Here is a 26,496-nt window from a genome sequence, read left to right on the forward strand (position 1 = left end):
CTACAATCCCATCAAAAATGGGAATATAGTCCCATCATCGCAGCGCAAATCGCTCCACCAAATCACCAGTACCATCTCAGGAACATCTCCACCCGCAACAAAACAGGGAAAAACAACCGCCATGCGTTGCCTCGTCCTCCCCGTCATTCTTCTTGCGTTAACCGGCTGTCAGGCGCTCACCACCTTCGATAAATACGCCACAATGCGCCTTTATGAAGTCTATGAAGCCGAGAATCTTTCTGCCTGTGATTACAAACCGCAGTTTCGTGACTGCACAGTGGATAAGCGCTCTTTTAACGTCAGGATTACTGACGATAAGAGCAAAATTGCGTTAGTGGTAGGGAAGCGTTATGCCTATTTCGGCTTCACGCGTGATGATTTTTCGCGCCAGACGCGGCCGCTGCGTGATTTCCTGATTTGGGCAGAAGATCCGAACGCGCAAGATAAACAGATCAAGCAATTACGCAAAGCCGGAAACGTTGGCGGAAGTCTGTTTTACAACACGGAGGTGGAATATCAGTTCGATTACCTGCACACGCGTGCCGATGTTCCGCTGCTCGTCGTTAAACCGCATGAAAACGCGGATTCTTACGGTCTGACCGTCGAAGAAGTGAAAAATCTGCTGTCGGTGATGGATGCCTGGTATGCCGGCACGTTTTCTGGGAAACAGCTCACCTAAACATAGTGAAGGCGGCCAGACAGATCGCGTCTGGCCGAGTAGCAGCATTAAAACTTATGCACTCTGGAATCAAATCCACCGCAGTTTTTCAGCATCAAATCTTTGACGGGGCGGCGGTCGTAGTAGCCTTTTTCCGTCTTGAACACTTCGTAGACTTCAATGCAGCGTGGCGAATAAGCATCAACAAATTTACCAGTAACATAATAGTAATTCCCCACCACGGGCTTAAAGGTCACGGTACTAAATCCGCCATTCGCAGCAATCATTCTGACTGCAATATTGTGTTGTGCGCTGACCCAAAATTCACGAATCATCGTTGGTGTTTCTGGAATAGCTGGGAAGCCGAGTTCTTTATTATTGAGTTTAGTTTGGAACCCAAATGCATTATTGGTATAGCCATTTTCTGGTGCATCAATATTAATACATCTGTCAGTCGTCGGATAAACGCGAATATAGTCGAGATTGCGATTATCGAACGTGATACCCACACGATCAGCACCCTGATAATCTTCCAGCTTATGGCTATAGGTTGCGACCGAACATCCGCTAAGTAATACCGCGCCCATTCCTATCAGCAGCATTTTCCCCAACATAACCATCCCTTACCTTTATAAAATCAGAACTTCCTGATTATTTTACGTCGTTTTTTATTCGAAAATTTATTCTGTATTACCTCACCTTAAACACTATTAATAAACGAGGCAACATGGCAATTTCGCTCTATTACACCGCGCGACGCAAAAAATCCCTGAGCCCACAAGAGATCTCTGTCGTGAAGGAGATTGTCCGACGCCATTCCGTTGACGAAAAAATTGAGAAATACCTGACGACCGGCGAGGGCTTGAATTGGGCATCCTTTGATTTCGCCCTCAACGTGAAAACCGGTAACGTATTCAGAAAAGGGATCGTGTTTTCTGGCTCAACCACACTTCCCGATAACGACGAGGAAGCCACCTGGGTTGGTGTTCAGCATTGGTGTCAGTGTTTATCCGAAATACGCGCCGCTCTGACGCACTGTGAATGGTACGTCGCGGTCGACGACCACAGCATACCGTGGGATGTCGAGGCAAAGGCGTATGACCCCACTCGTTGAAGTCTTAGCCTCTGACACTTGCTGAAGAGAGAACGAAAGACAAATTTGGCCTGTGGTTCTTGGTTAAAACCCCCGCAGGCGTGGTGTGGACACGCCCGAGGGGCAAGAGATTTGGACTTAGCGCAGGCGGCTTATTCAGCCTTCTTATTCTCCACGCTCTGAGGTTCTACAGCCCGCTCATCTGCCGTCTTGATCTCCGACGTTTGGTTCACCACGGCATCGGTCTCTTCGGGAGCGATCGTACTCGCGTACAGGCGGCCTTCCTCGATGAAATCTTCGTCGATACCTTCAATATTTTCCTGATTATCACGCCCGGACAGGATGTTCCAGCAGGCGATGAACAGCGCAGCAATCAGCGGGCCAATCACAAAACCGTTGATCCCGTAGATATCCATACCGCCCAGCGTGGCGATCAGAATCAGGTAATCCGGCATTTTGGTGTCTTTCCCCACCAGCAGCGGGCGCAAAATGTTATCCACCAGCCCAATCACCAGCACGAAGAACGCGACAATGAAGATCGCCTGCCAGAGCATATCCGTGGCGAACAGGAAGACGGCGGCAGGCACCCAGATAATCGCCGAGCCCACGGCAGGGATCAGCGACAGGAACGCCATCAGCGAGCCCCACAGCAGGCTACCTTCTATCCCTGCGATGGAGAACGCAATGCCGCCCAGCGTCCCCTGCACAATCGCCACAACGGCAGTCCCTTTTACCGTCGCCCGGGATACCGCGGCAAACTTCACCAGCAGGTGGTGCTTAACATGGGTGGAAAGCGGCAGCGACTCCAGAATCAGGTTTACCAGATAGGAACCGTCTTTCAGGAGGAAGAACAGCAGGTAGAGCATCACCCCGAAACCAACGAAGAAGGTGAAGGTGCCTTTACCGATCAACAACACGCTGCCCGCCAGATATTGCCCACCTTTCAGCGCAACCTGAGACAACTCTTGCTGTATTTTGGCGGCGTTATCCAGATTGTGCTCCGCCAGGAAATGCCGCGCCCACTTCGGCAGATGCTGAAGCAGCTCCGCCAGCACCACCGGGAATTGCGTATTGCTGTCCTGTAATCGGGTGTAAACCCCGTTAATCTCAACCACCAGCGAGGAAACAATGACCCCCAATGGAATGAAGACAATCAGGAAGATGATCAGGACAGTCAGCAGCGAGGCAACACCGTTGCGATCGTTCAATTTTTGCCGAATTTTGCTTTTCAGCGGATGGAAGATGACAGCCAACACCGCCGCCCACAAGATGGCGGAATAATAGGGCGCCAGGATGTCAAAAAACGCCAGCGTGACGACAAATAAGATAAGGATGAAGAATCCCTTCGTAAGCCCTTTAATGTTCACAACGATTTCCCCTTCGTTCAATCTACCCCCGAAATATAGAACGAAGTAGGGCGTTTGCAATATAGGAAAAAGCCGTCGTCCGGTGAAATACCATCAGAAAGCGCGGCGAGGAGACGGTAGTAAATGCCTCTCGCCGCATCATCCGTGCTTAAAGGCTGTCCTATCGCCGCTGAGTCGCCTGCACCAGCGAATCGGTGGTGATATCAGCAATCGACTTAGCACCCGTGAGCGTCATCGCCACGCGCATCTCTTTTTCGATCAGGTTCAGCAGGTTAACCACGCCCGCTTCGCCCGCCGCCGCTAACGCGTAGACAAACGCGCGCCCGAGCATGACGCTGTCCGCACCCAGCGCAATCATCCGTACTACGTCCAGACCGGTACGAATACCGGAATCTGCCAGAATGGTGATATCGCCTTTCACCGCATCGGCGATGGCTGGCAACGCGTGTGCCGTCGATAGCACGCCGTCCAGTTGACGACCGCCGTGGTTGGAAACCACGATGCCGTCCGCGCCGAACCTGACCGCTTCTTTGGCATCTTCTGGGTCGAGGATACCTTTGATGATCATCGGCCCTTTCCACATCTCGCGAATCCACGCCAAATCCTGCCACGAAATAGAGGAATCGAAATTCTCCGCCAGCCAGCCGATATAGTTTTCCAGCGTCGTCGGCGTGCCGCGATAGGCAGAAACGTTGCCTAGGTCGTGCGGTTTACCGTTCAGGCCAACATCCCATGCCCATTGTGGATGCACCATCGCCTGCAACACACGGCGTATCGCCGCATTCGGGCCGCTCATGCCGGAATGGGCATCGCGATAGCGCGCGCCCGGCGTCGGCATATCCACGGTAAATACCAACGTCTTGACCCCGGCGGCCTGCGCGCGTTCCAGCACATTGCGCATAAAGCCGCGATCTTTTAACACATAGAGCTGGAACCACAGCGGCCGATTAATGGCAGGAGCCACCTCCTCAATCGGGCAGACAGAGACGGTAGACAGCGTAAAGGGAATGCCCTTCTGCGCCGCCGCACGGGCAGCCTGCACCTCGCCGCGTCGGGCGTACATACCGGTCAGACCAACAGGTGCCAGCACCACCGGCATCGCCAGTTTTTCGCCAAACAGCTGTGTTTCCAGGCTAAGGTCGGAGACATTTTTCAGGATGCGCTGGCGCAGCGCGATATCAGCCAGATCGGCGGTATTACGTCTGAGCGTGTGCTCGCCATACGCACCGCCATCGGCGTAGTGAAAAAGAAACGGTGGCAGCTTACGCTGCGCCGCCGCCCGGTAGTCCGTTGAAGCAGAGATGATCATCGTCCTTTCCCATCCTTCTTCTTGTTGGTGTCATTCTTGCGGTCAGTAATGACCGTTACTGGAGCTACTTTTAGTGAAATTTATGCTGTTCACGTAAGCCCGTTTTTAGGGGAAACACAGGGGGAGGTTCCCGCGGGGACACCTCACCCCAACGGTCGCCCCGTGTATCTCGATGCTTAAACGATCGGCATTACCTTTGGTGAAATTGTCTGTTAGTGAAACTGCTTTTAGTGAAATTGAAGGTACGCGACATGCGTTTGCAGATATTCCTGCAAGCCGTGTTTGCCATCCGCCCCACCCACACCGGATTTACGCCAGCCCGCATGGAAGCCCTGCATCGCCTCGAAGTTCTCACGGTTGATGTAGGTTTCACCAAACTTCAGCCCTTTCAGCGCCTTCATCGCGGTGTTGATATTTTGAGTATAGATCGATGACGTCAGGCCATATTCGCTGTCGTTCGCCATCGTAATCGCCTCTTCCAGCGTGTCGAAGGTCGCGACGGGCAGCACCGGACCAAACACCTCTTCGTGCATGATCGGCATCTCCTGTTTCACGTCCACCAGCAGCGTGGGCGGGTAGAAATAGCCCGTACCACTTTCGCGCTTACCGCCGAGCAGCACTTTCGCACCCTGCGATACCGCTTTCGCGACTTTATCTTCCACACGCTGTAACGCCGCCGCGCTGATCAGTGGCCCCATATCCAGCGCTTTTTTCTCCGCCGTGTTGCCAAAGGTCACCTGCTCCATCGCGGCTTTAATACGGGAGATAAACTCGTCGTAAATGCCTTTCTGCACATAAACGCGCTCGGCGCAGTTACACACCTGCCCGCTGTTGATGACGCGGGAACTGACAATCGCTTTCACGGCCAGATCGAGATCGGCATCGTCCATCACGATAGCTGGGGCTTTGCCGCCCAGTTCCAGCGACACTTTGGTGACGTTCTGCGCCGCTGCCGTCATGGTCGCAATCCCCGCCGCCACGCTGCCAGTCAGGCTAACCATGCCGACTTTCGGGTTAGCGGCCAACTCTTGCCCGACCGTCGGGCCGTAGCCGGTCACGAAATTGATGACGCCTTTCGGCAAACCAATCTTGTGAATGATTTCGGCGAAAATCACCGCATTATTCGGTGTGATTTCGCTCGGTTTGATGACGATGGTATTACCGGTGATCAGCGCAGGCGCCGCTTTACGCGCAATCAGGAAGAAGGGGAAGTTCCACGGCAGAATACCGGTCGTGACGCCTATCGCTTTGCGGAAAACGAAGATGTTTTCGTTCGGTCGGTCGCTCTGAATAATTTCGCCTTCATAACGGCGCGCCCACTCCGCCATGTAGTCGAGGTAGTCAGCGGTGAACAGCACTTCCGTCTGCGCCAGACCGTGCGTTTTACCGCCTTCCGCAATGATGGTATCGGTCAGTTCGGCTTCGCGCTCGCGGATACCGTCGGCAATCTTGTGCAGCCAGACGCCGCGCTCAACCGCAGGCAGTGCTTCCCAGCCCGGCTGCGCGGATTCTGCCGCGTCTATCGCTCTCTTCGCATCATCAGCGGAGCCTTCCGGGATCTGCGAAATGACCTGCTCTGTGGCCGGATTCACCACATCAATCCACTTCCCGCTGCTGTTTTCAACAAACTCACCGTTGATGTACATACGTTTCTGGGTGGTACTCATGTCAGGCGCCTCCAAAATAGGGTAAGGGAATACAACGCATAAACGAGTTGTTAAAAAAACACGTTTTTTTTGTGAAGTTTTGCCATGCTGCGCGATTTGCGCGGCATTTACCTTTTCATGGCTGCCATCTCAGTCTAGCAAGTGGCAAAAAAGCCATGCTGAGCACGCCTGACGTAACACTTTTGCAAAGAATAGGGGATGAGGGCACCAAGTTTGCCAACGCTATTGGCAGGGCGCAGTTGAGGCGTGGGTAAGTCAGTTCAGAGAGCGGAAATAATGAAGGATTAATGAAAGATAAAATACCGAAAGCGGCAGGAGGAAAACTCCTGCCGCACACGACTTACCCTTTATTCATGCTAGTAATGTAGCGATTTCTGGCTTGATTTCGGTTGTTATACTCATCAACCAATCTGTTGAAACTATTGATCATATTATTATAATTTCTTTCGAGATCGGCGTTCTTCCCTTTCCCCAAATCGCGACGTAATGCTTTCACATTCGCCAGCAACGCAGAAGCGTTGGGTTCCAGATAAAACCAGAAGGGATCCGCTGCTGTTTTACCTTCAGACTTCGCCCGATTAGCTTCACCATAGGCTTTCGCTGTCTCTAACGCCTGTTGGTATGCCGTTTCAAGTGGCTGCAAATTCTCCACCGTCAAACGATCTTGCGTATTCAGTGCATCGATAGCATCGATGACACCACGGGCTTCCAACATGACATTTTCGGTATGCCACCAGATATCTTTCCCATTACGCTGTTCCATCGCAGTCAGGGCTTGTTTCTCTATTGCCAGATTACGCGAGGCGACAAGACTATGGATGCGGTCAGATTTTGCAAAAAACGTCTTGAACAGCGGCGCAATTTGAGCCTGAAGAGCCTTGCCCTTAGCCATTCCATCGTCTTTGTAATCGCCTTGGGAATAGTAGGTATCGACGCTCTGAACCAGAGGAATCAATTGTTGCAGCGCTTGCGCATATTCGGTACCGAGCGCGTCAAGTTCTGGGTCGCTTTGCCCATTCTTCACGCCCGCGTTCAATCCCTCAATACAACTCTTGGCAATGGCATACTGATCACCATGCTGGGCTAAGGTGAAACGAGTCTGCAAATTCCAGAAAGCGTTCCCTTTCGTGATCTGGTTTTCATACGCAGTCTGATAACGCGCATAAGCGCCTCGCCAGGCGCCATCGACACCATTAATACACGTCACAAACGGGGCCAGTTTCGCTACCATTGCTTCACTTTCTTTCGACAGCAAGGTCTCAACATTCTCTTCCGCTTTACCCCCGTTGCTGTCCATTAATGCGTTTAATGCCCCTGTTTTATAAAGAAACGCACCGCCAATTACGGCCACTGTGGCTAAAACACTGACTACCTTCTTCACCAAAACTCTCCTGTTAATAATAAAGAAATCTTCTCGCCTCAGGCTCCAATGCCCATAACTGCGAGTCAAAAAATAATAACATAAGTTATAATTTATGGAGTCATTACTTATCGTCGGTTTTCACGATCTCTTCCTTCTCCTTCCACTTGCCGCCTACCAGCTCGCGAGTGGTGGCCACCATCGCCTGTTTCTCTTCGGAGTAGGCTTCCGTGGTTTCGGCAATCAGGACGGGGTTATTGTTAGCGATCTGGTAGGTTGACCATTGGTGCCAACAGCAGCCGCTTTTGGTAAACGTGGTGATCGTCTTACTTTTTTCATCGATCTCAAACAGGCCGAGGTTGTAGCTGGCTAATTCGGTCAGCGGCGCATTCTGGGTGAACTGCTGCTTTTCCACATCGAACAGGAACACATCGTAAGATGGCCCGCCGTAAGCGCCGTTATTACCATTGCGCAGCATAATATCCGCGTGGTGATCGAAGTTAGCGTCATCAATCACCAGCCCACTGTTGTTATCACCATAAACCTCGACCAGATTCGCCGTCACTTCGCCTTTATTGTTCAGTTCGATGAACATATTTTCCATCGTGATACGCTGGAACAGGTCGCCGCGTCCTTTCTTAAAGATATCCAGCGTGCCGGGGCCTTCACAGGTTGAATAAGAAGTGTCGAGATCGCACGTCGCCACACTGAGCACAAAGTCCCACTGGTCTGATGCCTGCGTAATCAGGGAGATATTTTCACTGCCGGACAGCGCCTGAATACGGGAAACCATCTCATTCCCCAGACAAACGTCATCCTGACAGCGGTCACGTTCGGCCAACCAGGCGCGCTGCTCCTGACGCGCCTGCGCGTTGTCCGTTTGTTTCACGTAACCCTGATAGGCCTTGTTCAATACCGCATCAAGCTGCTGTAGGCGGCTGCTGGCGCAAATCATTTTCTCGCTGTCTGTACTGGCCTTGTTGCAATCCATCGCCCAGACGGACGAGGTGAAAAGACACAGCAGGGATGAAACGGCCAGAGATAAATAACGCATAACGTATCGCTCCTTGAAAAATAAAAAACCTAACTAGCTGATAAGATGGGTAATGGTTATTTTTCGCTGCCCTTTCCCATCTTTTTAAGAAAACGCTGCTGCTCAACCAAAATCGCCTTCAACGTAATGCATTGATAATCAATGCCGTAACGCGGGGCAACGTCCGCAATAATTTTGGATAGCGCGGGATAGTGCCGATGATTCCAGTTGGGGAAAATATGGTGGGTCAGGTGCATATTGAGCTGCCCTAACCAATAGCCAAGCCAGGTGGGACGGGTAGACCAATCCACCGTGGTAGAAAAGGTGTGCTGATAGCGACCATGCCGGAATAACCCATCTTCCGGTGCCTGATAGAACGTGCCTTTTGCCCAGTGCGACCCCAGAATCAGGACAACAAAAATCAGCGACGACAGCATCTGGCTCAGCAGATACACCAGCAGCAGCGAGCCGACGCTAATGATAGTCGGCGACAACAGCCAGTAAGGGATCGCCAGCGCCAGCAGGGCATGCAGTGCTTTTGAAAGCAGGAAAATGCCCCAGCCCTTCACGCCCTGAAGCGTCATATTGCGCGTTACCTGCGTTTTCCCCGCGCGATCGATCCAGTCAAAAAACCAGATGATGCAGGGGAAGGTCAGCGATGCTACCAGCGGCCAGTAATAGCGCTGGGCGCGCATAAAAAAGCGAAACCGATGGTAGGGCGATTGCCGCAAGACACCGTTCTCTTCGATATCGAGATCGTAGTGCTGCACATTCACGTGTGCATGATGGAAAATCACATGCCTCACTCGCCAGCAGTCGGAATCCATACCGAGCGGAATACTCACCACGATATTGAGCAGGCGATTCGCCCACGGCTGCCGGAAAAAGACGTTATGCGAGGCGTCATGCACCACGTTCACCGCCAGAAACATGGCGGTAAAAATAAAGCCAAAGTAGCAACCCGCAAAACCCCACAGCGTCGTCTGCCGGAGGCTGAAGCCATAAAACGTCAGACACAGCGCCACCAGAAACAGCATCTTGCCGATAAATCCGGCGTTGGCAAAACGGTGATCGCCCGTTTCTGCCAGATAGTCATTCGCCGCCTTCATCAGCGCCCGATGCAACGCCAGATCGCGACCTTGTTCATAGCGGAGCGGCTTTAGCGATGCGAGCGTCATTCTTCCTCCCTTCCCTCTTCCACGGCACGTTGCGCTGTGCGTTGATCGCGACCTTCCCCCATCGATTTTAAAAACCGACGCTGGCTTGCCAATAGCTCGCGGTAGGTAATGCAGCGATAGTCCATACCATGCTCGGCGGCAAGGCGCCGTAAAATAGCAGCGAGTGCAGGGTAATGACGATGGTGCCACCCCGGAAAAAGATGATGCGTCAGGTGTAAGTGCAGCCCTCCCGTCCAGTGCGCAAGCCAGCGCGGCGTCGGCAGCCAGTCGCAGGCGGTGGCAAAGTTGTGCTGATACCAACCCAGGGGCATGGCCTCCGTATCGGTCACGGCATAAAATTCCGTTTCCGCCCAGTGTGACCCCAGCAGTAAAAAGACCACCAGCAACGAGGCCAACATCTGGCCCAGCAAATAACTTAACAGTACGATGCTTGGGCTAATGCCCTGTGCAGCCCCCACCACGAGGGGAATCACCAATAGCAGCACGATATGACCGACTTTACTGCCGATAAACATCATCCACCCACGGTAGCCTGACTGCATGGAACGGGCGTTAACGGGGGTTTTGCCCAACCGATCGGCCCAGTCAAAAACCCAGGCGATATAGGGGAGCGACAGGGAGGCCACCAGCGGCCAGTAAAGGTGCTGATAGCGCATGTAGGCACGGTGGCGCTGGAAAGGCGTTTGACGAAAAATCCCATTCTCTTCCGTATCCAGATCGTAATGCTCCACATTCGGGTAAATATGGTGGAAGTCCACATGACGCAACCGCCAGTAGTCAGGATCGATGCCTAACGGCAGCGTCACGATCCGCCCGACGATGCGGTTGAGCGTTCGATTACGGAAAAACGTATTATGGGAAGCGTCATGATTCACGATGATATTCAATACCATCGACATCATGATGAAAGAAAAATAGCTCAGGAAGAATGCCCATGCCGTCTGCTGTATCAAGCTCAGGGAATAACAGGCGATGCAGCCTAAAAAGAGTAATCCGGCCTTCACGAACTGACCGCTATCGGCAAAGCGATGATCGTGATTAGCGCGCAGGTAGGCCGACGTTTCGCGCTGTAACGCCCGATGAAAAGCCTGTTCACCCTGTGCGGGATACGGCCTGGCGGGAAGCACATTAGCCATTTTCATGCTCTCCAGTCAGGGGATGTCGACCCCAGCCGAACGCCATCGCCAGCCCGTGCAGCGCCAGCATCAGCATCGCGATCTTCCAGTAAAGCGCTTCCCAGCCCAGATAGACAAGAAACACCGCAGGGAAGAGCAACACGACGAATAACCAAACGTAAATGCCCCAGCGCCGCCCTTCGGAAATCCCACCCAACGCAACCGCCCCGCTCACCAGCAGCAGGAAAAGTGCCACCTGCGGCAGATTAGCGGACTCATAACCGTAGCCATACAGGTAGACATAACCGACGACCAGCGCAAACAGCAGCATCGCACCGGTAAGCAACGCCATTGGCGTACAGTGAAACGTTGCACGACGCGTACGGCGCACCGACAGCTTCAGGTACTGCATAAAAGGCAGGTTACTGGCCCAAAACGGATTGTTCGATGGCCTGTCTTTGCCTGCGCCGTAGCGAAAAGGCGTGTCGGGCAACTGTGGGCAAAAGCTGCCGAACAGTTTGTCCCAAAAAATAAAGGTGCCGCCGAAGTTCTTGTCGGCATAAGCGCGATCGTTCACGTGGTGGACGCGATGGTGTGCTGGCGTCACCAGCACCTTTTCCAGCCAGCCCAGTTTGGGCGTCATGGCGTTATGGTTGAAGAGCTGAACGCTGTAATGCAGGATGGAGACGGTGATAAACACGTACAGCGGCACACCAAGCAGCGCCAGAATCAGGAAGAACGGAATCGAGGTCAGCGAGGAATACCAGGAATTACGCACGCCCAGCGACAGATTGAAATGTTCGCCCTGGTGGTGCACCACATGTACCGCCCACAGCACGCCAAAGGTATGGTGCAGGCGATGTAGCCAATAAAAGCCGAAATCCCAGGCGAGTAGCGCGAACAGCCACATCAGCACCGGCGGCCAGGTTTCCACCCAGCCCAAACTGAAATGCGCCGCGACATAGCCATAGCAAAAAATCTCCACGCTGCGAAAGAGCCACAGCATGATGTGCCCGGAATTCAGGTTGAACACCACGTCATGCCAGTTCACTTTCTCACGCTGCATCCACTGTAGAACCAGCGCTTCACCCATCACCACCACCAGCATGAAGACGATAGGTAATGCTAAATCAATCATGATTTCATTCCTGATGGCGCTTATCGTTAGGCAACGGCGCTCGCGGGGAAACCGCCGTCACCGCCTCCCGGCTACGCAGAAAAACCCATCCGGTCATGCCCGCCAGCATCGCCCCGGTCACCAGATCGATGAACAGATGCCGACGTAATTGCAGGATGGAAAAGGCAATCGCCATCCCCCACAGCAGATACAAACCGGTTTTCACCTTCTGCTGGCCATCGCTCATCGCCCATACCGCCAGCACCGTTAGCGCAATATGCAGCGACGGCAAACAATTCTGCGGTGAGTCGATACGCTGCAAAAGCTGTAGCAAACGAGTGGAAAAATCGTCCCCGACAGCCTGAGGATAAACCATCGTGGTCGGGAAAATCAGGTACACCGCGCCCGCGATTAACGCAGTGAGCTGCGTTGCCCGGCGTAACCCCGCCAGACGTGCTATCGGGCAGGATAAATAAGACAGCGGCACGATGATGAAAAAGGAGAGATACAGCCAGATAGCCGAGGGGCTAAAGGGAATCCATTCATCAATGAATGACGTCGGCAGCACCGTTCCCTGCCCCTGAAACTGTGCGCTCAGTTGATACACCACGCCGACCGATCCCCAGCCGAAGAGCAGCGCTTTCAGCCGTAATCGCAGCGTGCTTTGAGGAAGTCGCATTATACGTCCTCCTTCAGGCGCGTAATCCGTCTGCGCTTTTGCGTCAATGCTGGCGCAATCTCACCGGCGATTAACTGCCACCGCAGCCGCGACGTCTCAATGCCCTGCAACGCAAACTGCTGCACCAGACTGTCCCGACAGGCCTCCAGCTCCGGCAGGCTGCACGCGGCGGACAAACGCAGCGTCGTTTCCCCCTGCTGCACCAGCCGATAGTCGGCATGCAGCGGCAGCGCATTGGCAATAATCCGGCTACAGAGATCCGCAAACACGGTCTGAGGCTCACCGTGACTATCCGGCAGTCGCAGGCAGTCATCGCTGCGCCCTTCGATGCGGGCAATCGCCATCGTCACCCGGCCACACGCACAGGGTGTTTTTTGCTTCACCAATACATCGTCCAGCCGATAGCGCACAATCGGCTGCGTGCTGCGGGTGAAATCGGTAATGATGGGCGTAAAGCGTTCGTCATCCAGCCACTGCGGCTCAATGTGCACAAATTCCTCGTTGAGATGCAGCGTACCGTGTTCACAGGTCGATGCCAGAAAGCCTTCCGTCGCCTGATACACTTCCCCCACCTGCCCGAAAACCTGCCGGAGCAATTGTTTATCCTGCGGTTCCAGCACCTCGGCCACGGAAATCACCTTTTTGACAGACAGGCACAGTTCACCGCGCTGCACCGCCAGCGCCAACTCGCGCAGCACCTGTGCAGGAGCAACGATAATCGACGGCGACCACGCTTCCAGCCGCGAAACATGTTCGGAAAACGGCGCAAACAGATCGTAAAACGACAGGCTGAGCCAGCGGTTATCCACACTGTGGTACAGATTGTTATCCGCCCGCAGGAACAGCGCTACCCGCTCACCAGCACGTAAGCCGTCCGGCAGCATTTTCGCCAACATGCCCCCCGCCCACACCTGCTGTTCGCGTGGGCTAACGACAAACAGCCCACGCTGCCCAGAGGTGCCGGACGACAGCCCGACGCTGAACCCGTTCACATTCGGCGTGAAATCACGATCCTCCTCACTGCGGCGCGCGCAGGCGAGCAGTTCATCCCGCTTAAGCCCCGCGGTGTTCATCCGATCGAATTCGGCCATCATCACGGCTTTATCCATCATCGGCCAGGAGGTAATCGGAAGCTGGCAGTACGGACGGAAATAGGGACTACGCGCCAGCACCCGCCGTGCAAAGCGAGCAAGCTGGCACTGTTGATGGTGTTCAAGCCCCTGACGAGTAGCAAAGGTGAGGCGTCTGGCACGGAAATAGTGCCAGAGGGTCATCAGCGGAATCATAGGTCGCCCTCATGGCACAGCCGAATCTCAACCTGTCCGTTCAGGTGCAACTGATGTAGCTGATCCAGCGTGTGGTAATAGGCTTGTGGATCGTCCATCACCAGATTCGCCAAACGCGACGGCCTGCGACCTTCGCGATAGCTGTGCGGCGACCAGGCGGCATCGCTTGCCAGCAGCACCCAGCCGTTTTCAGTCAGCACAAACGCACCGAGGTGTCCGGCGGCATGACCGGGCAGCGGCACCAGCACGATCTCTTTATCGCTACCCGGCAGCGCATAGCCTTGTGTAAACGGTGCCAGCTCGGCTGGCAGATCGGTAAGCGGGAAGTTTTCGACAAACTGAAGTTCTTGCTCGAAATGCTCAGGGATCAAGGCAGGCACAAACGCCCGTTTCAGAGCGGCGAAACCGCGCAGATTCCGCGTCTGCTGCCATCCCAGCCCCGAGCAGATAAACGGCACGTCGGGGAAATCCCGCAGCCCTGCAATATGGTCGCCATGAAAATGGGAAATAATCAGGCCGTCGATGTCCGCAGGCTGAATCCCCTGCCCATGTAGCTGGTGAATCAGTGCGTCTTTCGTCTCAAAATGCACTGGCGTCATCCTGCGGTACAGCTGGAACAGGCCGGATCGCGTGGCATCGGTAAAATGCTGGGCATAGCCGGTGTCCCACAGCCAGCGCTTGCCCTGACTCTCCAGCATCCAGACGCGTGCCGGAAAACGACACACTTTCCATCCTGCGCCACGCAGCGCCATACAACCCGGATGCAGGCAGTACCCGACTTCAAACGTTGAAATCTTAGCCATGTCGGTCCGTGCTCCGCTGTGCAAGATGCGCCCTGAACCAGTCGCCGGTCAGCTCAATGCCCTGCTGAAGGGAGAAACGTGGCTGATACCCCAGTTCTTGTTTGGTTTTCTCCGCGCTGAGCGTCATATCAAAATTCACCGCTCCCGCACTGTAGCGCGTTAGCAGCGGCTCCTTCCGGCTAAACCACGAGAACAGCTCCATACCACCTGCCACCGTGTGCAACAGCGGATACGGCACCGCGTTGACGCGATAATGCATCCCCAATTGCCCTGCCAACAGTTGCTCCAGCATATCGACAAGGCGTGCGGGCTCATGATTGGTGATGTTGTACACCGAACCAGACACTAACCCCGCTCGCTCGCTGGCAAGCGCCATCGCTTCCACAACGTTGCCGACAAACGTGAGATCCAGCAGCGCCTCACCACCGCGCGGGAGCCGCAGCACGCCGCCACCCACCGCGATCTGCTCCAGCACTCGCGGCAGAATCACGCGGTCATGCGGGCCAAACAGACCGCGCGGGCGCAGAATCACGTAGGTGGTTTGCGGGTAGCGCGACGTCAGCGCCTGAAGTCGCTCTTCCGCCAGAAATTTGGTCTGCGCATAGTGATTGGCAAAACGCGCCGCGCGGTAGCTTTCATCAATATTCAGGTGGTGCTGGTAATCGAAGTAAATCGCGGGCGTGGAGATGTGCACAAAACGCGGGATACCCAACTGCCCAGCGGCGTCGGCCAGGCGTGCCGTCACCTCGGTATTATTCTGATAAAAATCGCGATATTGCCCCCACGGTGATGATTTCGCAGCACAGTGCCAGACCACGTCACAGCCCGCCATCAGCGATCGAAACAGGTCTACCGAGGTTTCCACCAAATCGATACCGATGAACTGTGCGCCCTGAGCTTCAAGCTGTTGGCCTACCGTGCGATCGCGCCCGCACGCCAGCACCTGATGCCCAGCACGAAGCAGCCAGTCCACCGCGTTACGCCCCAGTCCGCTGGTTGCACCCGTGACGAAGACTCTCATGGGATCAGAACCATCCCGCCCAGCGTCAACCCGGCGGCCGTACCGACCAGCATCGCGGGTTCACCCTCAGGCAGGCGTTGCGTCACGATGGCATGATGCAGCGCCGTTGGAATTGAGGCTGCCACCTGATTACCGTGATAGCGGTAAATATCAATCAGTCTTTCCGTCGGGATCGCCAGCCGCTTACGCATGTGTTCCAGTGACAGGTGGCTGGCCTGATGCGGAACCACCGCCGCCATCTGCTCAAGCGTGAAACCACTCGCCTCCAGCAGCCGTTGCAGATAGCCCTCAATCAGCGCAGAAGCCTGCCTGAACAGCCGTTTTCCCTGCATATGGAACAGAAAATCATGCAGTTCCATCCCTGCACGCGGGTTACGCAAGGTGCCGCCTGCGCGGATCTGACACAGTTCATTGCCCTTCGGATACGTTTCCAGCAAACACGCCGCAATACCGCTGCGACCATCACCGCGTTCGACAATCGCGCACGCCGCGCCATCACCAAAAATCAGCGACGATTCTTCGTCATCCCAATCAATACCGCGCGACGCGAGTTCGGTAGACACAATGGCAATGCGTCGATAAGCGCCGGTATTTAACAGACCAGCCGCCACCTGAAGCGCGGAAATAAAGCTGACGCAGCTGCTGTTAATATCAAAACAGGCTGTCCCTTTCGGCAAAGACGACGCTTTTAATACATGGCTGGCGCTATAAGGCAGCGCCTGAATGGGAATCGCAGAAGCAAACAGCAGCAGGTCAATGGAAGCCGGAGAAATAACGCCACGCGTCAGCGCATCATTTAATGCCGCGACACCGAGCTCGGCCTGGCTGGCATGATTGTCCGCATGGTGGCGATAGAGAATACCGGAACGATTTTCGACATAACCAGCAGGTTTATTGAGCCGCACATCTAATTCAGCCGAGGTCACCCGCTGCGCAGGAAGCGCACTGCCGGTAGAAATAATCTTTAGCGGAACCAATCCCTTAGTGAATGCGTGGCGTTGCATCTTCAATATCAATCCTTTCCAGATTTATTATCGTTTTACCTGCGTACGATAAGGCTATCGTGCGTAGTATTTATTCATTCTGCTGCTAAGAATAACGAAATCACCGCGAATTGAAATCTTAAGCTGTGCGGTAGTACTGTTCCATCCCGATACTTTTTCGCTATTCTCTGTGCATTCACGATGCTTAATTAAGCCAGAAGTTATACTTATGTCATTGTTTATCAAATCGGTTATTGGCGCGTTGATCGTATTGCTCATCAGCGTACTGGCGAAAAGTCGAAACTATTATATTGCCGGGTTGGTGCCGCTATTTCCCACATTCGCGCTGATTGCCCATTATATCGTTGGCACCGAGCGCGGGCTGGAGGCGCTACGCGCCACCATCCTGTTTGGCATCTGGTCCGTTATTCCTTATCTGGTTTATCTCATCTCACTTTATTACTTTACCGCGTGGATGAAATTGCCACAGGCGCTGCTCGCGGCAGTCGTGTGTTGGAGTGTATCAGCGGCACTGCTGGTCAAAATCTGGACGTGGTATCAGGGGAATTAAGTGTAACAACAGCGAGCAGGCAAAGAAGGGCCGGCATCAGGCGATAAGCGAAAACAGCCTGATGGCCGGACAGCTATATGAAACGGCTTCCTGTGGTAGCTGAGTGGTTCCTGAACTGAGCAGCTCAAGACTCCAGGTCTGTATCTTGCCTATCGGCTGACTGTCGTAGTGTCACAATGCAGACTACGGCAGTCAGGATCGAGAGTACGGCCAGCACGCCAAAGATGCTTTGGAAAGCTGATGTGTAGGCGCGATGAGCCAGTTCAATGACAGCCCCGTCCATCGCGCCGCCGCTACCGATAGAAGTACCGTGCCCGCCGCTGGCTCCGATCTGGCTGGCGATCGCGGTAGCACCTTCCGGCAGCGACATCGCCCCTACCTCTGCTGCCGTACGCAAATTCTCCGCCGTTAAACCAACCAATACGGCACCGATGGCCGCAATGGCGATGGCTTCTCCTGCTACGCGCATAGTGGTGAAGATGCCGGCGGCCATCCCTGCGCGCGCCTTGGGAACCACGCTCACCGATAAAGCATCCATTAACCCCCACGGCAGGCCATTGCCGATGCCGACCAGCAGCATGGGAATCGCCATTGACCACAGGCTTCCATCAGGCGACAAGCGCATCAACAGCCAAGCACCGAGCGCGGAGAGAAGGAAGCCGATCCCCGACAGTAGGCCGGGCGAGACGCGTTGGGCCATCCGTCCAGCCAGCAACGGCACCACCAGCATCGGCGCGGTTAGCGGTAGGATCGCCAGGCCAGCCGTGAACGCATCACGCCCCTGGATGGCGATGAACCAGATCGGCACATAAACGATCAGGGCGATGAAGCTGAAACCCGTTGCCACTGGCAGCAGTTGCACCCCAATGAAGCGCGGATAGCGGAAAAGGGACAGGTCCAGCATGGGATGCGGACGCCGCAGTTCCACGGTGACGAAGACACCCAGCAGCAGGACAGCACTACCCAGCAGCAACAACACGCGCAGGCTCACCCAGCCATCTTGCGGCCCCCGCACGATGCCAAACGTCAACGACACCAGCGCGGCCGTGAACAGTACGGTGCCCAGCCAGTCAATACCTTGCGCCTCCGGGTCACGGGACTCCCTGATCCGCCGTGTACCCAAAAGCAGGATCAAGACCGCAATCAACGCGATGGCGAAGTAGAGCGAACGCCAGCCCAAATGCTCGATCAGGAATCCCGAGGCCATTGGCCCGAACGCAAGACCGACGCCAAATGCGGTGCCAAGAAAGCTGAAAGCCTGCGTACGTTCTGCGCCCTCGAACTCCTGTGCCAGCAACGAGGTGGCCGAAGTCAGCACCAGAGCACCGCCGACGCCTTCGGCGGCGCGCAGCAGGTTGAGCAGCAGCAAGTTAGGGGTCAGGCCGATCAGTAACGACGTGATGACGAAGATCCAGAGTCCCACGACGAAGCATCGCTTGCGGCCGATCTGGTCGCCGATGGCACCCGCTGCCATGACGCAACCGCCGAATGCGATAGCGTAGGCGTTGACGATCCAGCTCAAGGTGGACTGGTCGCCACCCAGATCGCGCCCGACCGCTGGCGTAGAAATCGCCGGGCCAGTGAAGACCAAAGGGATGATGATCGCGGAGACGCAGATCGCCGCAAGTACCTTGTATCGGTCGTCAACCGCGACCGCCGAACGTGTCTTCTCCATAACAACTCCGATGCGCCCTCCGTCCGCGCCGGATGCGCATAAAGCCGAGGGCTTGACGATTGTTCTATAGGTTAATTAATTCACTAAGAATTAATAATATGGCTTTATCGAAAATGAATGATGCAAATAATGCAGAGATGAACGGCACCGAATTCGAACAGATCACGGCTTTCCTGGCCGCCGTCGAACATGGCGGATTCACCGCCGCGGGTCAGGCGTTAGGACGCGATGGATCCATTCTCTCACGGCGCGTCACGGCACTGGAAAAGCGTCTGGGAGTACGACTCATGGAGCGCACCACGCGGCGGCTGGCATTGACGGAAGCGGGTGAAGCCTTCCACCAGCGCATGCGTGGCGCCCTGCATGTTTTGCAGGAGATCGAGCAGGACACCACCGCTGCAGCGACCAGCGTGCGCGGCACGCTGCGCATCGCCTTGCCTGCAACTTTCGGCCGAATGTGGATCGCACCGATTCTTCCGGCGTTTCTGGCGGCCTATCCTAATCTGGTCGTGGAAACCGCTTTCGAGGATCGCTATGTCGACTTGGTGGCAGAGCATTTCGATGTGGCCATCCGCATCGGAACCTTGGCCGACAGCAGGCTGGTAGCACGTCGGCTCGCACCATCTCGGCGTCTGCTCTGCGCATCGCCCGCGTATTTGCAAGCACGCGGCATGCCTTCCCGGCCAGCCGATCTTGGCCAGCACGCTTGCCTGGGATTCTCTCGTCTGGCTTCGCATCCTCTTTGGCACCTGCGCGATGGTGACAAAACGGCAGCGATTCGGATCACGGGCCCGCTGGTCACGGACGATGCGCAAAGCCTCGTACAAGCCGCCGTTTCCGGTGTCGGCATTGCGATGGTGTCCGACTGGCTGGCTGGCCCGGAACTGTGCAGCGGTCGGCTGGTGCCAGTGCTGCCCGACCATCCCGTGGAGAACAGCGAGACGATCTATCTGGTGCATCCATCCGCACGATTAGTTCCTGCTAAGACACGGGCGTTTGGCGATTGGATTGCATCGGAGCTTAACGCAACGCCATGGCTGAACCACAAATCAGCTGACTGAGGCTATCTGGCCCCCCAAACACACCACCCGCACGCAGCGGCAAGGCGGCCCGATTTGTCCAGTTCCAGCTATTCAGCCTGCTACCGGGCTGGAGTCACACTGAAGCAAAAAATTTCCGATATGCGCTATCACTCGCGCAATAAAGAAAGAACCCGGCGCATCCGGGTTCAATGTGCTGACATTGTTATCGTCTCAGGCCCATCGCGCTCAAAATTAGCGGCATACTTGCGCCATATCGATAGTGTAGTTACAGCCCGGATTGGCTTTTTCCTGCCAGTGGTGCTTATCCATTTTTGCGGTACATCCTGCATCTTCTAATAATGCCTGACGACCATCTGCGCTACACACCAATATCAGTGAGTGCCCTTCTACAGACTTTGCCTTCATTTTATAGTCCTTAAAAGGAGCCAGAAGCGCAGGATCATGAGCCGTTGCAGCAACCAGAAGTGTGTTGTCCGTCGCGGAATCAGGATTGCCATAGCGTGTTTCTGCTTCAACGGATGCGCTTAATTTTGTTAGGGCAGATGACAGCGGATACATCGTTTCTTGTTGATTCGCCGAGCTAAAAGAGCAGCATCCAGCTAGAAATAAGGCGCTCATCAATGCGATATATTTCATGCAACCTCCTTCCAATAAATCAATTTACCCGTGTTCACATCTCGCCCCGTATCAAGGTTCCAATGGCCAAAGAATGACAATGCGTCTACATCAGACTTTTCAACTGATGCAGCAACTAAACGCCATGCTTCGACGACATGCGTTACCGCGAGATCAAAAACATCATCATAGTTTTTCGCGCCCTCCGGTGTGGCAATATTTACCAGGAACCGTTGATCCAATTTCGCGACAGCGGGATAGGTTAAACCAAGACCCACCGCAACATGACGCGCCAATGGCATCAATTTATTGCCTTCTTCAGCGATATTGTCGACCACAAACAAGAACTGATCGTTCCATTTATCAATATCAGGCTTATTTTTAGAAAACTCCTGAGCGTAAGTTTGCTGCAAAGCGGATTCCCATAGCCCCTTTATCGCTGCGTCGAGATGCCCATCCTGCGAACACCCTCGAATCCCAGAATTAAGATGTTCAGAAAGCCCCACTTCACCCAAATTCAGTCGGGGAAAAATATAAGCATCCTGATTCATCTCACAGACACGATGTGCACGTTTATTCTGGGCATAAGGACCAACAATCTTTTCCACAATGGGATGAATCGTCATGTCAGTCACCACATGGGCGACATAGCCCAACAGCCACGCTAGCACCTTTTGTTTCTCCGCCCCCTGTAGCCCCATAACACCTTTAGCAAGAGACTGAACCACATCTCCCGTCTTTTCATAGTGCATATTATCGGCCCATTTTGCGGCACCAGAATCGGTTATAGCCAAATAAGGGTAATCGGGACTAACGGAACCTAATTCACAGAAACGAAGATATTTTTTTACTGCGAGGATACCGCTCTGAGGTACTTTCTCTTCTTCCAACCGCCCTATTTCACTCGCAATATTAACAACGGCGAGATGTGCATATGCTCCAGCCATGAAGTTCACCTTTAGCGTAGTAATAACAGTATTATTAATAAGTCACTTACGAAAACATGAAGGAAATAAGCGTTGTGCCGTTGAACACAGTCGGCCTGACAAGTGATTCATGCAGGCTCAATAAAAAGCATGATAACAATTTGATAGATAATATTATTTCAAGACGTAGATCGCGTAACCATACTACCAGTAGAAATAAGTGCTTCTATTCTGTTTGGCGAAATCTGTGAACGATGCCAGATATAAAAATGGCACCGATAACATCAACATTACAGCATCAAACCTATCTGGTGACTTCTCTGGACGCGGCATCAGGGGGATGAGGTGTTGGCAGAAGGAATGCCCCCTTCTGCCATAGGCAGGGGATATCAGGCGAAGGCAAAGCCCTCATCTTCCCATCCCGTGATTCCCCCTATCATAATTTTTACCGGGCGACCGAGTTGTGCCAGCTTTAATGCCGCCTGATCTGCGCCATTGCAGTGTGGTCCTGCGCAATAGACGACAAACCGCGTGTCAGCGGGCCACTTAGCCATACGCTCAGGTGTAATTTCACGGTGCGGCAGATGAATCGCTCCCGGTATATGGCGCGCGCTAAAGTGCTTCGTCGACCCCACCACATGCAATAACACAAAGTCCTGCTGAGTGTCAGAGAGCGAGCCCGCCACATCCGCACAGTCTGTTTCAACGGACAGACGCCGTGAAAAATGGGATAGGGCGATATCAGAAGCAGCAAAGGGATAGTCAGTCACGTAACTCATCGATTTTTCTCACTGATTGGAATGAGACTCGACTATAAAACGGATACATAAAGGCTGGCAGATGGCATTATTGCCATATATCGTCAATATCATGACAAGTTATTGAGGTGAGGAAATCAATGTTCAATCCGCTTGTTGTCGTACTCGCTTATGATGGCTTGTGTACCTTCGAATTTGGTATCGCTGTTGAAGTCTTCGGCCTGCCTCGCCCCGAAATGGGGGAAAATTGGTATCAGTTTGCTGTCGCAGGCTTAGACAGCGGCGCGATGCGGGCAACGGGCGGCATCCACGTGGTTGCCGATGGTGGCCTTGAGCTGTTAACACAGGCAGGGACGATTATCATTCCCGGCTGGAAAGGCAGTGATGTGCCCGTCCCCACCCATCTGGTCGATGCATTACGCCAAGCACATCAGCAGGGTGCCAGGCTGCTCTCTATCTGCTCTGGTGTTTTTGTCCTTGCGGCGACAGGCCTGCTTTCCGGGCGACGCGCCACGACGCATTGGCGCTACAGCGACACGTTAAAAATGCAATATCCTGATATCGATATCGAGCCAGACGTTCTTTATATCGATGAGGGAACAATGCTTACGTCAGCCGGGAGTGCTGCGGGTATCGATCTTGGGCTGCATCTCATCCGTCGGGATTACGGCAGCAAAGCGGCCAATCAAGTCGCTCGCCGATTGGTAGTCGCACCGCATCGGGATGGTGGGCAAGCACAGTATATTGAAAAAGCGGTACCGATAGACTACGAACGCTCGCGCCTCGGGCCGCTTATCGATCATGTCCGAGCGAACCTCGCGGAAGAGTATTCCGTTACGAAACTGGCGGCAATTTCCTGTATGAGCCCACGCACGTTCCTTCGCCGTTTTTCTGCCGCTACGGGTACGACGCCAGCGCGGTGGCTACTGGCCGAACGGCTGAATACTGCACGCGATTTACTCGAAAACACGCACTTATCTATCGAGAAAATCGCCGAAACGGTAGGATTCGGTACCGCAGCCTCGTTACGCCATCATTTTCGCCAGCAGCTCCATCTCACGCCCTCAACTTATCGGTTGCGTTTCGGGCAGAGAGCCGATGATATCCCAGAGAACCTTGCCGCTAAGAGAGGATAAAATCATGACAAAAACGACGTACCCCGGCACAGTTTATCGCCCCACTCTCTCCGCGCAGGAAGCCGAACGCTTCACGCTCCCACACTATTTCACGCTACCTGGACACGATGACCAGACAGAAGCTGACATCTGGCAGCCCGCACCGATTGAGGTCGGCTCGGCGACGCCCTGGGTTGTCGGGCCGCACGTGGGGGTGGATGGTGCAACGCACGCCCATGTTCAACAGGCGGTGAACGCCGCGCTACGGGCACCGCAGGATCGGGCGCGGATTGAGATTAAACTGCTGCCGGGCACCTATACCGGCACGGTCTACATCCCTGCCGATGCCCCACCGCTCACGCTATGTGGGGCGGGAGAGAAACCGGATGACGTGGTGATTCAACTCGCGCTGGATTCGATGTTCTCACCGGCAACCTACCGAGAAACGGTAAATTCGCACGGTGAATATCAGCCCGGTGACCCCGTCTGGTATATGTACGATCTCTGTGCGTCAAAGCAGAACGCAACGATTGATACCACTTGTGCCGCCGTGGTCTGGTCGCAAAGCGACAATTTCCAGATGAAGAACCTGACGGTGGTGAATACCTTGCTGGATTCCGTAGATAATCGTGCACATCAGGCCGTGGCGCTACGCACCGACGGCGACAAGGTTCAGCTTGAAAAGGTCCGCCTCATCGGTCGTCAGGATACGTTTTTCATCAATACCAGCAACCTCCAGAATGAGTACGTCACGGACCGCTACAGCCGGGCCTACATTACAGACAGCTACATTGAGGGTGATGTCGATTACGTTTTTGGGCGCGCGACCGCGGTATTCGAGCATGTCCACTTTCATACGGTTTCCAGCCGTGGAGCGAAAGATATTCACGTCTTCGCACCTGACAGCATGCCGTGGGTGCAATACGGCTTTCTGGCAGTGACCTGTCGTTTCACGGGAGACGAAGGCTTCAGCGGAGAAAAAAAGGCCAAACTGGGGCGTGCCTGGGATCAGGGAGCAAGGCAGACGGGATATCAGCCGGGCAGGACGGCAAACGGTCAGTTAGTGATTCGCGACAGCACGATTGACGCCAGCTATGACAGAGAACAGCCGTGGGGAGCGGCCGCAACCACCGCGCGGCCTTTCGCAGGTAATGCGAATTCAGTCCGCAATCTGGACGATGTGCATTTCAATCGGCTGTGGGAATACAACAACATCGACGAGGCGTGAGGTGCCGCAAAAAAGAACGCAGCATAAAAGTGAGTGTTATTCGCGAGTGTATCGCCCTGATGGAATTAATGAACCAGGACATCTGGTAGGCCTGCTAAAAGACACAGGCCATAGAGGAGAAAAGATTATTTTTATTATACTATTGATAAATCTTGCTTAATTAGCATTCCCTGATGTTAGCCAATCATCACGCTTATCCTGAGCGGTGTTTATTTCTTTTGCTTTACGCCCTTAACATTATTGTAAGATTGTATGTTTTTTCATCTCAAAGAAAAGCTATACTAAGGTATAGGTAAACCTATCGGTATAGGTTCTTATAGATATACCTATAGGGATAGGTATATACTTTTTCTATTACAGGATGTTGAGTTTTCAGACTGAGGTCATGAGATGTCGCAATTATTCTCCAACAATGAAACTATAAGCAGGGTAATAAAAAATCAATTCGATACCGCATTAAGTCACTATGGCGACATCAAATATTCCTATATGGTCTTAAATAAGAAAAAACCTACAGAAATCCTTATCATTTCAAATCACCACGATGAGTGGAGAGAGATATATCGGGCCAACAACTATCAGCACATTGATCCTGTAGTCATTGCTGCTCTTAATAAAATCACACCTTTCCCTTGGGACGAAGATTTACTTGTCAGCACGCAACTGAAGATGTCCAAGATATTCAACTTGTCCAAAGAGCATAACATCACTAACGGCTATACTTTTGTACTTCATGACCACAGTAACAATCTGGTTATGTTATCTATCATGATTGATGAATCCAATGTGAGTAATATTGATGAGGTCATCGAGAATAATAAAGATAAGTTACAAATGACGTTGATGAATATTCATGCAGAAACCATCTCTCTTTACAGAGAGATGATTAGAAACAAAGAGGATGAAAGATCAAGTGATAAAGATATTTTTTCTCAACGAGAGAATGAAATTCTTTACTGGGCCAGTATGGGAAAAACCTATCAGGAAATCGCACTGATATTAGGCATTAAAACAGGCACCGTTAAATTCCACATCGGCAATGTTGTAAAAAAACTCGGAGTATTAAATGCCAAACATGCGATCAGACTTGGCATTGAGCTACAACTTATCCGACCGCTTCAGTCATAGATTCGAAAGACAGTGGCCATTCTCGTAACTTGCTTTCAACGAATTCTTGATTGCGATTTATACGACGAACCAGCACATCCTGGCTTTCTTTATCGACAGGTAAAAACAGTAGATACACCTTTTCCTGCTTTTCTGACAACCCTTGTTCAACAACAGAAATGTCCCAACCAGAACGCTTTAGTATCGTGAGCATAGGATGGCTAACAATCGTGTAAACACCATCATATCCTTTACTTCTTGAGTAATTCACCGTTGCCAAAAAGAACATAGTACTAACGGGATAAGTATTACCTAAAATAGTTTTCGACCGAGCCTTATCGACAAAAAAACGACTCGACTCAATATAGTTTCCTTCGGGAATATCTACTTTGTCAAAATAGGGAAAAAACGTGCCGGTAATCATATTAGGATATTTTGTTTCGATTAACCGAGAACTGCAAATGACCTGATTATCTTCTACGCCGAAAAGATAGGTCGCGTTATCATCATCATATTGATCGAACTCCATCCCATTAATACATTTTACGGCCCAATTAAGTCGATCTTTGAACGTTTCTTTTCTTAGCGTAAACAACTCTTCCGATTTTTTTTCCGACAAGTGTTTGTAACTTACATCGAATATTTCTAACATTTTTCCTCCATTAAAAATTTGCAGCTAGATATCACAATAACAGATACACCATCCAATAGATTCTTTCGCCTTTTAACAAAAGTCTCGGCTTATTGTCATTGTATTCTGTCGCTTTCCACGGTGGTTGTACAGATGCA

General features: G+C 53.1%; 26 protein-coding genes. 7 read left to right on the forward strand and 19 right to left on the reverse strand.

The window, feature by feature from the left end:
* The first annotated feature begins 121 nt into the window (after positions 1 to 121).
* The gene (locus WCT94_RS12035; protein WP_336869739.1) at positions 122 to 679 is read left to right on the forward strand and encodes a hypothetical protein; all 558 of its coding nucleotides are present in this window, start codon (positions 122 to 124) and stop codon (positions 677 to 679) included.
* A 47-nt stretch (positions 680 to 726) separates the two neighbouring features.
* Here the strand turns inward: WCT94_RS12035 and WCT94_RS12040 are convergent, their stop codons facing one another.
* Complete coding sequence (locus tag WCT94_RS12040; RefSeq protein WP_336869740.1) at positions 727 to 1,272, reverse strand: hypothetical protein; 546 nt, start codon at positions 1,270 to 1,272, stop codon at positions 727 to 729.
* A 113-nt stretch (positions 1,273 to 1,385) separates the two neighbouring features.
* Here WCT94_RS12040 and WCT94_RS12045 point away from each other — a divergent pair, with 113 nt between their 5' ends.
* Positions 1,386 to 1,772 (forward strand): hypothetical protein, encoded by a 387-nt coding sequence (locus WCT94_RS12045; RefSeq protein WP_336869741.1) that lies wholly within the window; start codon positions 1,386 to 1,388, stop codon positions 1,770 to 1,772.
* A 131-nt stretch (positions 1,773 to 1,903) separates the two neighbouring features.
* Here the strand turns inward: WCT94_RS12045 and WCT94_RS12050 are convergent, their stop codons facing one another.
* The 13 genes from WCT94_RS12050 to WCT94_RS12110 form a co-directional block, all read right to left on the reverse strand.
* Positions 1,904 to 3,118: an AI-2E family transporter gene (locus WCT94_RS12050; protein ID WP_336869742.1), complete on the reverse strand. Its 1,215-nt coding sequence runs from the start codon at positions 3,116 to 3,118 to the stop codon at positions 1,904 to 1,906.
* Between the two features lie 160 nt (positions 3,119 to 3,278).
* Positions 3,279 to 4,427, reverse strand: coding sequence for an FMN-dependent L-lactate dehydrogenase LldD (lldD, locus tag WCT94_RS12055; RefSeq protein ID WP_336869743.1), 1,149 nt, complete (start codon positions 4,425 to 4,427; stop codon positions 3,279 to 3,281).
* Between the two features lie 227 nt (positions 4,428 to 4,654).
* Positions 4,655 to 6,094 carry an aldehyde dehydrogenase gene (gene aldA, locus WCT94_RS12060; RefSeq protein WP_336869744.1) on the reverse strand — a complete coding sequence of 480 codons (1,440 nt, stop codon included), beginning with the start codon at positions 6,092 to 6,094 and terminating at the stop codon, positions 4,655 to 4,657.
* Positions 6,095 to 6,434: 340 nt separating this feature from the next.
* Positions 6,435 to 7,475, reverse strand: coding sequence for a DUF3829 domain-containing protein (locus WCT94_RS12065; protein ID WP_336869745.1), 1,041 nt, complete (start codon positions 7,473 to 7,475; stop codon positions 6,435 to 6,437).
* Between the two features lie 103 nt (positions 7,476 to 7,578).
* Entirely contained in the window at positions 7,579 to 8,508 is a 930-nt protein-coding gene (locus WCT94_RS12070; RefSeq protein ID WP_336869746.1) for a lysozyme inhibitor LprI family protein, read from the reverse strand.
* Between the two features lie 56 nt (positions 8,509 to 8,564).
* On the reverse strand, positions 8,565 to 9,665 hold the full coding sequence (locus WCT94_RS12075; RefSeq protein ID WP_336869747.1) for an acyl-CoA desaturase: 1,101 nt from the start codon (positions 9,663 to 9,665) through the stop codon (positions 8,565 to 8,567).
* On the reverse strand, positions 9,662 to 10,801 hold the full coding sequence (locus tag WCT94_RS12080) for an acyl-CoA desaturase (RefSeq protein WP_336869748.1): 1,140 nt from the start codon (positions 10,799 to 10,801) through the stop codon (positions 9,662 to 9,664). The genes WCT94_RS12075 and WCT94_RS12080 overlap by 4 nt, the downstream gene beginning before the upstream one ends.
* Positions 10,794 to 11,918: a sterol desaturase family protein gene (locus WCT94_RS12085; RefSeq protein ID WP_336869749.1), complete on the reverse strand. Its 1,125-nt coding sequence runs from the start codon at positions 11,916 to 11,918 to the stop codon at positions 10,794 to 10,796. The genes WCT94_RS12080 and WCT94_RS12085 overlap by 8 nt, the downstream gene beginning before the upstream one ends.
* A 4-nt stretch (positions 11,919 to 11,922) precedes the next feature.
* Positions 11,923 to 12,576 (reverse strand): phosphatase PAP2 family protein, encoded by a 654-nt coding sequence (locus WCT94_RS12090; protein WP_336869750.1) that lies wholly within the window; start codon positions 12,574 to 12,576, stop codon positions 11,923 to 11,925.
* Positions 12,576 to 13,862, reverse strand: coding sequence for a F390 synthetase-related protein (locus WCT94_RS12095; RefSeq protein ID WP_336869751.1), 1,287 nt, complete (start codon positions 13,860 to 13,862; stop codon positions 12,576 to 12,578). Before WCT94_RS12095 ends, WCT94_RS12090 begins: the two co-directional genes overlap by 1 nt.
* Positions 13,859 to 14,665, reverse strand: a complete 807-nt coding sequence (locus WCT94_RS12100; RefSeq protein WP_336869752.1) for an MBL fold metallo-hydrolase — start codon at positions 14,663 to 14,665, stop codon at positions 13,859 to 13,861. The genes WCT94_RS12095 and WCT94_RS12100 overlap by 4 nt, the downstream gene beginning before the upstream one ends.
* Positions 14,658 to 15,686, reverse strand: coding sequence for an NAD-dependent epimerase/dehydratase family protein (locus tag WCT94_RS12105; RefSeq protein WP_336869753.1), 1,029 nt, complete (start codon positions 15,684 to 15,686; stop codon positions 14,658 to 14,660). The genes WCT94_RS12100 and WCT94_RS12105 overlap by 8 nt, the downstream gene beginning before the upstream one ends.
* Positions 15,683 to 16,690, reverse strand: a complete 1,008-nt coding sequence (locus WCT94_RS12110; RefSeq protein WP_336869754.1) for a 3-oxoacyl-[acyl-carrier-protein] synthase III C-terminal domain-containing protein — start codon at positions 16,688 to 16,690, stop codon at positions 15,683 to 15,685. The genes WCT94_RS12105 and WCT94_RS12110 overlap by 4 nt, the downstream gene beginning before the upstream one ends.
* Positions 16,691 to 16,898: 208 nt before the next feature.
* Here WCT94_RS12110 and WCT94_RS12115 point away from each other — a divergent pair, with 208 nt between their 5' ends.
* A complete protein-coding gene (locus tag WCT94_RS12115) occupies positions 16,899 to 17,240 on the forward strand; it encodes a GlpM family protein (RefSeq protein WP_010284221.1) in 342 nt (113 codons plus the stop codon).
* A gap of 124 nt (positions 17,241 to 17,364) precedes the next feature.
* Here WCT94_RS12115 and WCT94_RS12120 read toward each other — a convergent pair whose 3' ends face one another.
* A complete protein-coding gene (locus WCT94_RS12120) occupies positions 17,365 to 18,915 on the reverse strand; it encodes an MFS transporter (RefSeq protein ID WP_336869755.1) in 1,551 nt (516 codons plus the stop codon).
* A 59-nt stretch (positions 18,916 to 18,974) separates the two neighbouring features.
* On the opposite strand from WCT94_RS12120, the gene WCT94_RS12125 reads away from it, so the two are divergent.
* Entirely contained in the window at positions 18,975 to 19,976 is a 1,002-nt protein-coding gene (locus WCT94_RS12125; RefSeq protein WP_336869756.1) for a LysR family transcriptional regulator, read from the forward strand.
* 213 nt (positions 19,977 to 20,189) lie between these two features.
* Here the strand turns inward: WCT94_RS12125 and WCT94_RS12130 are convergent, their stop codons facing one another.
* From WCT94_RS12130 to WCT94_RS12140, 3 genes are all read right to left on the reverse strand, one after another.
* Positions 20,190 to 20,594 (reverse strand): hypothetical protein, encoded by a 405-nt coding sequence (locus tag WCT94_RS12130; RefSeq protein WP_039556020.1) that lies wholly within the window; start codon positions 20,592 to 20,594, stop codon positions 20,190 to 20,192.
* Positions 20,591 to 21,520, reverse strand: a complete 930-nt coding sequence (locus WCT94_RS12135; RefSeq protein ID WP_336869757.1) for a zinc dependent phospholipase C family protein — start codon at positions 21,518 to 21,520, stop codon at positions 20,591 to 20,593. Before WCT94_RS12135 ends, WCT94_RS12130 begins: the two co-directional genes overlap by 4 nt.
* 368 nt (positions 21,521 to 21,888) lie before the next feature.
* Positions 21,889 to 22,278, reverse strand: coding sequence for a rhodanese-like domain-containing protein (locus WCT94_RS12140; protein ID WP_336869758.1), 390 nt, complete (start codon positions 22,276 to 22,278; stop codon positions 21,889 to 21,891).
* A 119-nt stretch (positions 22,279 to 22,397) separates the two neighbouring features.
* Between WCT94_RS12140 and ftrA the strand changes: the two genes are divergently transcribed.
* From ftrA to WCT94_RS12155, 3 genes are all read left to right on the forward strand, one after another.
* Positions 22,398 to 23,393, forward strand: coding sequence for a transcriptional regulator FtrA (gene ftrA, locus WCT94_RS12145; RefSeq protein ID WP_336869759.1), 996 nt, complete (start codon positions 22,398 to 22,400; stop codon positions 23,391 to 23,393).
* 4 nt (positions 23,394 to 23,397) lie between these two features.
* Positions 23,398 to 24,600: a pectinesterase PemB gene (gene pemB, locus WCT94_RS12150; protein WP_336869760.1), complete on the forward strand. Its 1,203-nt coding sequence runs from the start codon at positions 23,398 to 23,400 to the stop codon at positions 24,598 to 24,600.
* Between the two features lie 390 nt (positions 24,601 to 24,990).
* Positions 24,991 to 25,728 carry a LuxR family transcriptional regulator gene (locus WCT94_RS12155; protein ID WP_336869761.1) on the forward strand — a complete coding sequence of 246 codons (738 nt, stop codon included), beginning with the start codon at positions 24,991 to 24,993 and terminating at the stop codon, positions 25,726 to 25,728.
* Here WCT94_RS12155 and WCT94_RS12160 read toward each other — a convergent pair.
* Positions 25,706 to 26,359 carry an acyl-homoserine-lactone synthase gene (locus tag WCT94_RS12160; protein WP_336869762.1) on the reverse strand — a complete coding sequence of 218 codons (654 nt, stop codon included), beginning with the start codon at positions 26,357 to 26,359 and terminating at the stop codon, positions 25,706 to 25,708. The two genes, WCT94_RS12155 and WCT94_RS12160, sit on opposite strands and share 23 nt — an antisense overlap.
* Positions 26,360 to 26,496: the final 137 nt, after the last annotated feature.

The sequence above is a fragment of the Pectobacterium sp. 1950-15 genome, from assembly GCF_037136835.1.
Lineage (GTDB): Bacteria > Pseudomonadota > Gammaproteobacteria > Enterobacterales > Enterobacteriaceae > Pectobacterium.

What these genes read in the sequence shown, in the direction of transcription:
- WCT94_RS12035 (WP_336869739.1), top strand. Translation starts at nt 122, where the DNA reads ATGCGTTGCCTCGTCCTCCCCGTCATTCTTCTTGCGTTAACCGGCTGT.
- WCT94_RS12040 (WP_336869740.1), bottom strand. Translation starts at nt 1,272, where the DNA reads ATGTTGGGGAAAATGCTGCTGATAGGAATGGGCGCGGTATTACTTAGC.
- WCT94_RS12045 (WP_336869741.1), top strand. Translation starts at nt 1,386, where the DNA reads ATGGCAATTTCGCTCTATTACACCGCGCGACGCAAAAAATCCCTGAGC.
- lldD (WP_336869743.1), bottom strand. Translation starts at nt 4,427, where the DNA reads ATGATCATCTCTGCTTCAACGGACTACCGGGCGGCGGCGCAGCGTAAG.
- aldA (WP_336869744.1), bottom strand. Translation starts at nt 6,094, where the DNA reads ATGAGTACCACCCAGAAACGTATGTACATCAACGGTGAGTTTGTTGAA.
- WCT94_RS12070 (WP_336869746.1), bottom strand. Translation starts at nt 8,508, where the DNA reads ATGCGTTATTTATCTCTGGCCGTTTCATCCCTGCTGTGTCTTTTCACC.
- WCT94_RS12075 (WP_336869747.1), bottom strand. Translation starts at nt 9,665, where the DNA reads ATGACGCTCGCATCGCTAAAGCCGCTCCGCTATGAACAAGGTCGCGAT.
- WCT94_RS12080 (WP_336869748.1), bottom strand. Translation starts at nt 10,801, where the DNA reads ATGGCTAATGTGCTTCCCGCCAGGCCGTATCCCGCACAGGGTGAACAG.
- WCT94_RS12085 (WP_336869749.1), bottom strand. Translation starts at nt 11,918, where the DNA reads ATGATTGATTTAGCATTACCTATCGTCTTCATGCTGGTGGTGGTGATG.
- WCT94_RS12090 (WP_336869750.1), bottom strand. Translation starts at nt 12,576, where the DNA reads ATGCGACTTCCTCAAAGCACGCTGCGATTACGGCTGAAAGCGCTGCTC.
- WCT94_RS12095 (WP_336869751.1), bottom strand. Translation starts at nt 13,862, where the DNA reads ATGATTCCGCTGATGACCCTCTGGCACTATTTCCGTGCCAGACGCCTC.
- WCT94_RS12100 (WP_336869752.1), bottom strand. Translation starts at nt 14,665, where the DNA reads ATGGCTAAGATTTCAACGTTTGAAGTCGGGTACTGCCTGCATCCGGGT.
- WCT94_RS12105 (WP_336869753.1), bottom strand. Translation starts at nt 15,686, where the DNA reads ATGAGAGTCTTCGTCACGGGTGCAACCAGCGGACTGGGGCGTAACGCG.
- WCT94_RS12110 (WP_336869754.1), bottom strand. Translation starts at nt 16,690, where the DNA reads ATGCAACGCCACGCATTCACTAAGGGATTGGTTCCGCTAAAGATTATT.
- WCT94_RS12115 (WP_010284221.1), top strand. Translation starts at nt 16,899, where the DNA reads ATGTCATTGTTTATCAAATCGGTTATTGGCGCGTTGATCGTATTGCTC.
- WCT94_RS12120 (WP_336869755.1), bottom strand. Translation starts at nt 18,915, where the DNA reads ATGGAGAAGACACGTTCGGCGGTCGCGGTTGACGACCGATACAAGGTA.
- WCT94_RS12130 (WP_039556020.1), bottom strand. Translation starts at nt 20,594, where the DNA reads ATGAAATATATCGCATTGATGAGCGCCTTATTTCTAGCTGGATGCTGC.
- WCT94_RS12135 (WP_336869757.1), bottom strand. Translation starts at nt 21,520, where the DNA reads ATGGCTGGAGCATATGCACATCTCGCCGTTGTTAATATTGCGAGTGAA.
- WCT94_RS12140 (WP_336869758.1), bottom strand. Translation starts at nt 22,278, where the DNA reads ATGAGTTACGTGACTGACTATCCCTTTGCTGCTTCTGATATCGCCCTA.
- ftrA (WP_336869759.1), top strand. Translation starts at nt 22,398, where the DNA reads ATGTTCAATCCGCTTGTTGTCGTACTCGCTTATGATGGCTTGTGTACC.
- pemB (WP_336869760.1), top strand. Translation starts at nt 23,398, where the DNA reads ATGACAAAAACGACGTACCCCGGCACAGTTTATCGCCCCACTCTCTCC.
- WCT94_RS12155 (WP_336869761.1), top strand. Translation starts at nt 24,991, where the DNA reads ATGTCGCAATTATTCTCCAACAATGAAACTATAAGCAGGGTAATAAAA.
- WCT94_RS12160 (WP_336869762.1), bottom strand. Translation starts at nt 26,359, where the DNA reads ATGTTAGAAATATTCGATGTAAGTTACAAACACTTGTCGGAAAAAAAA.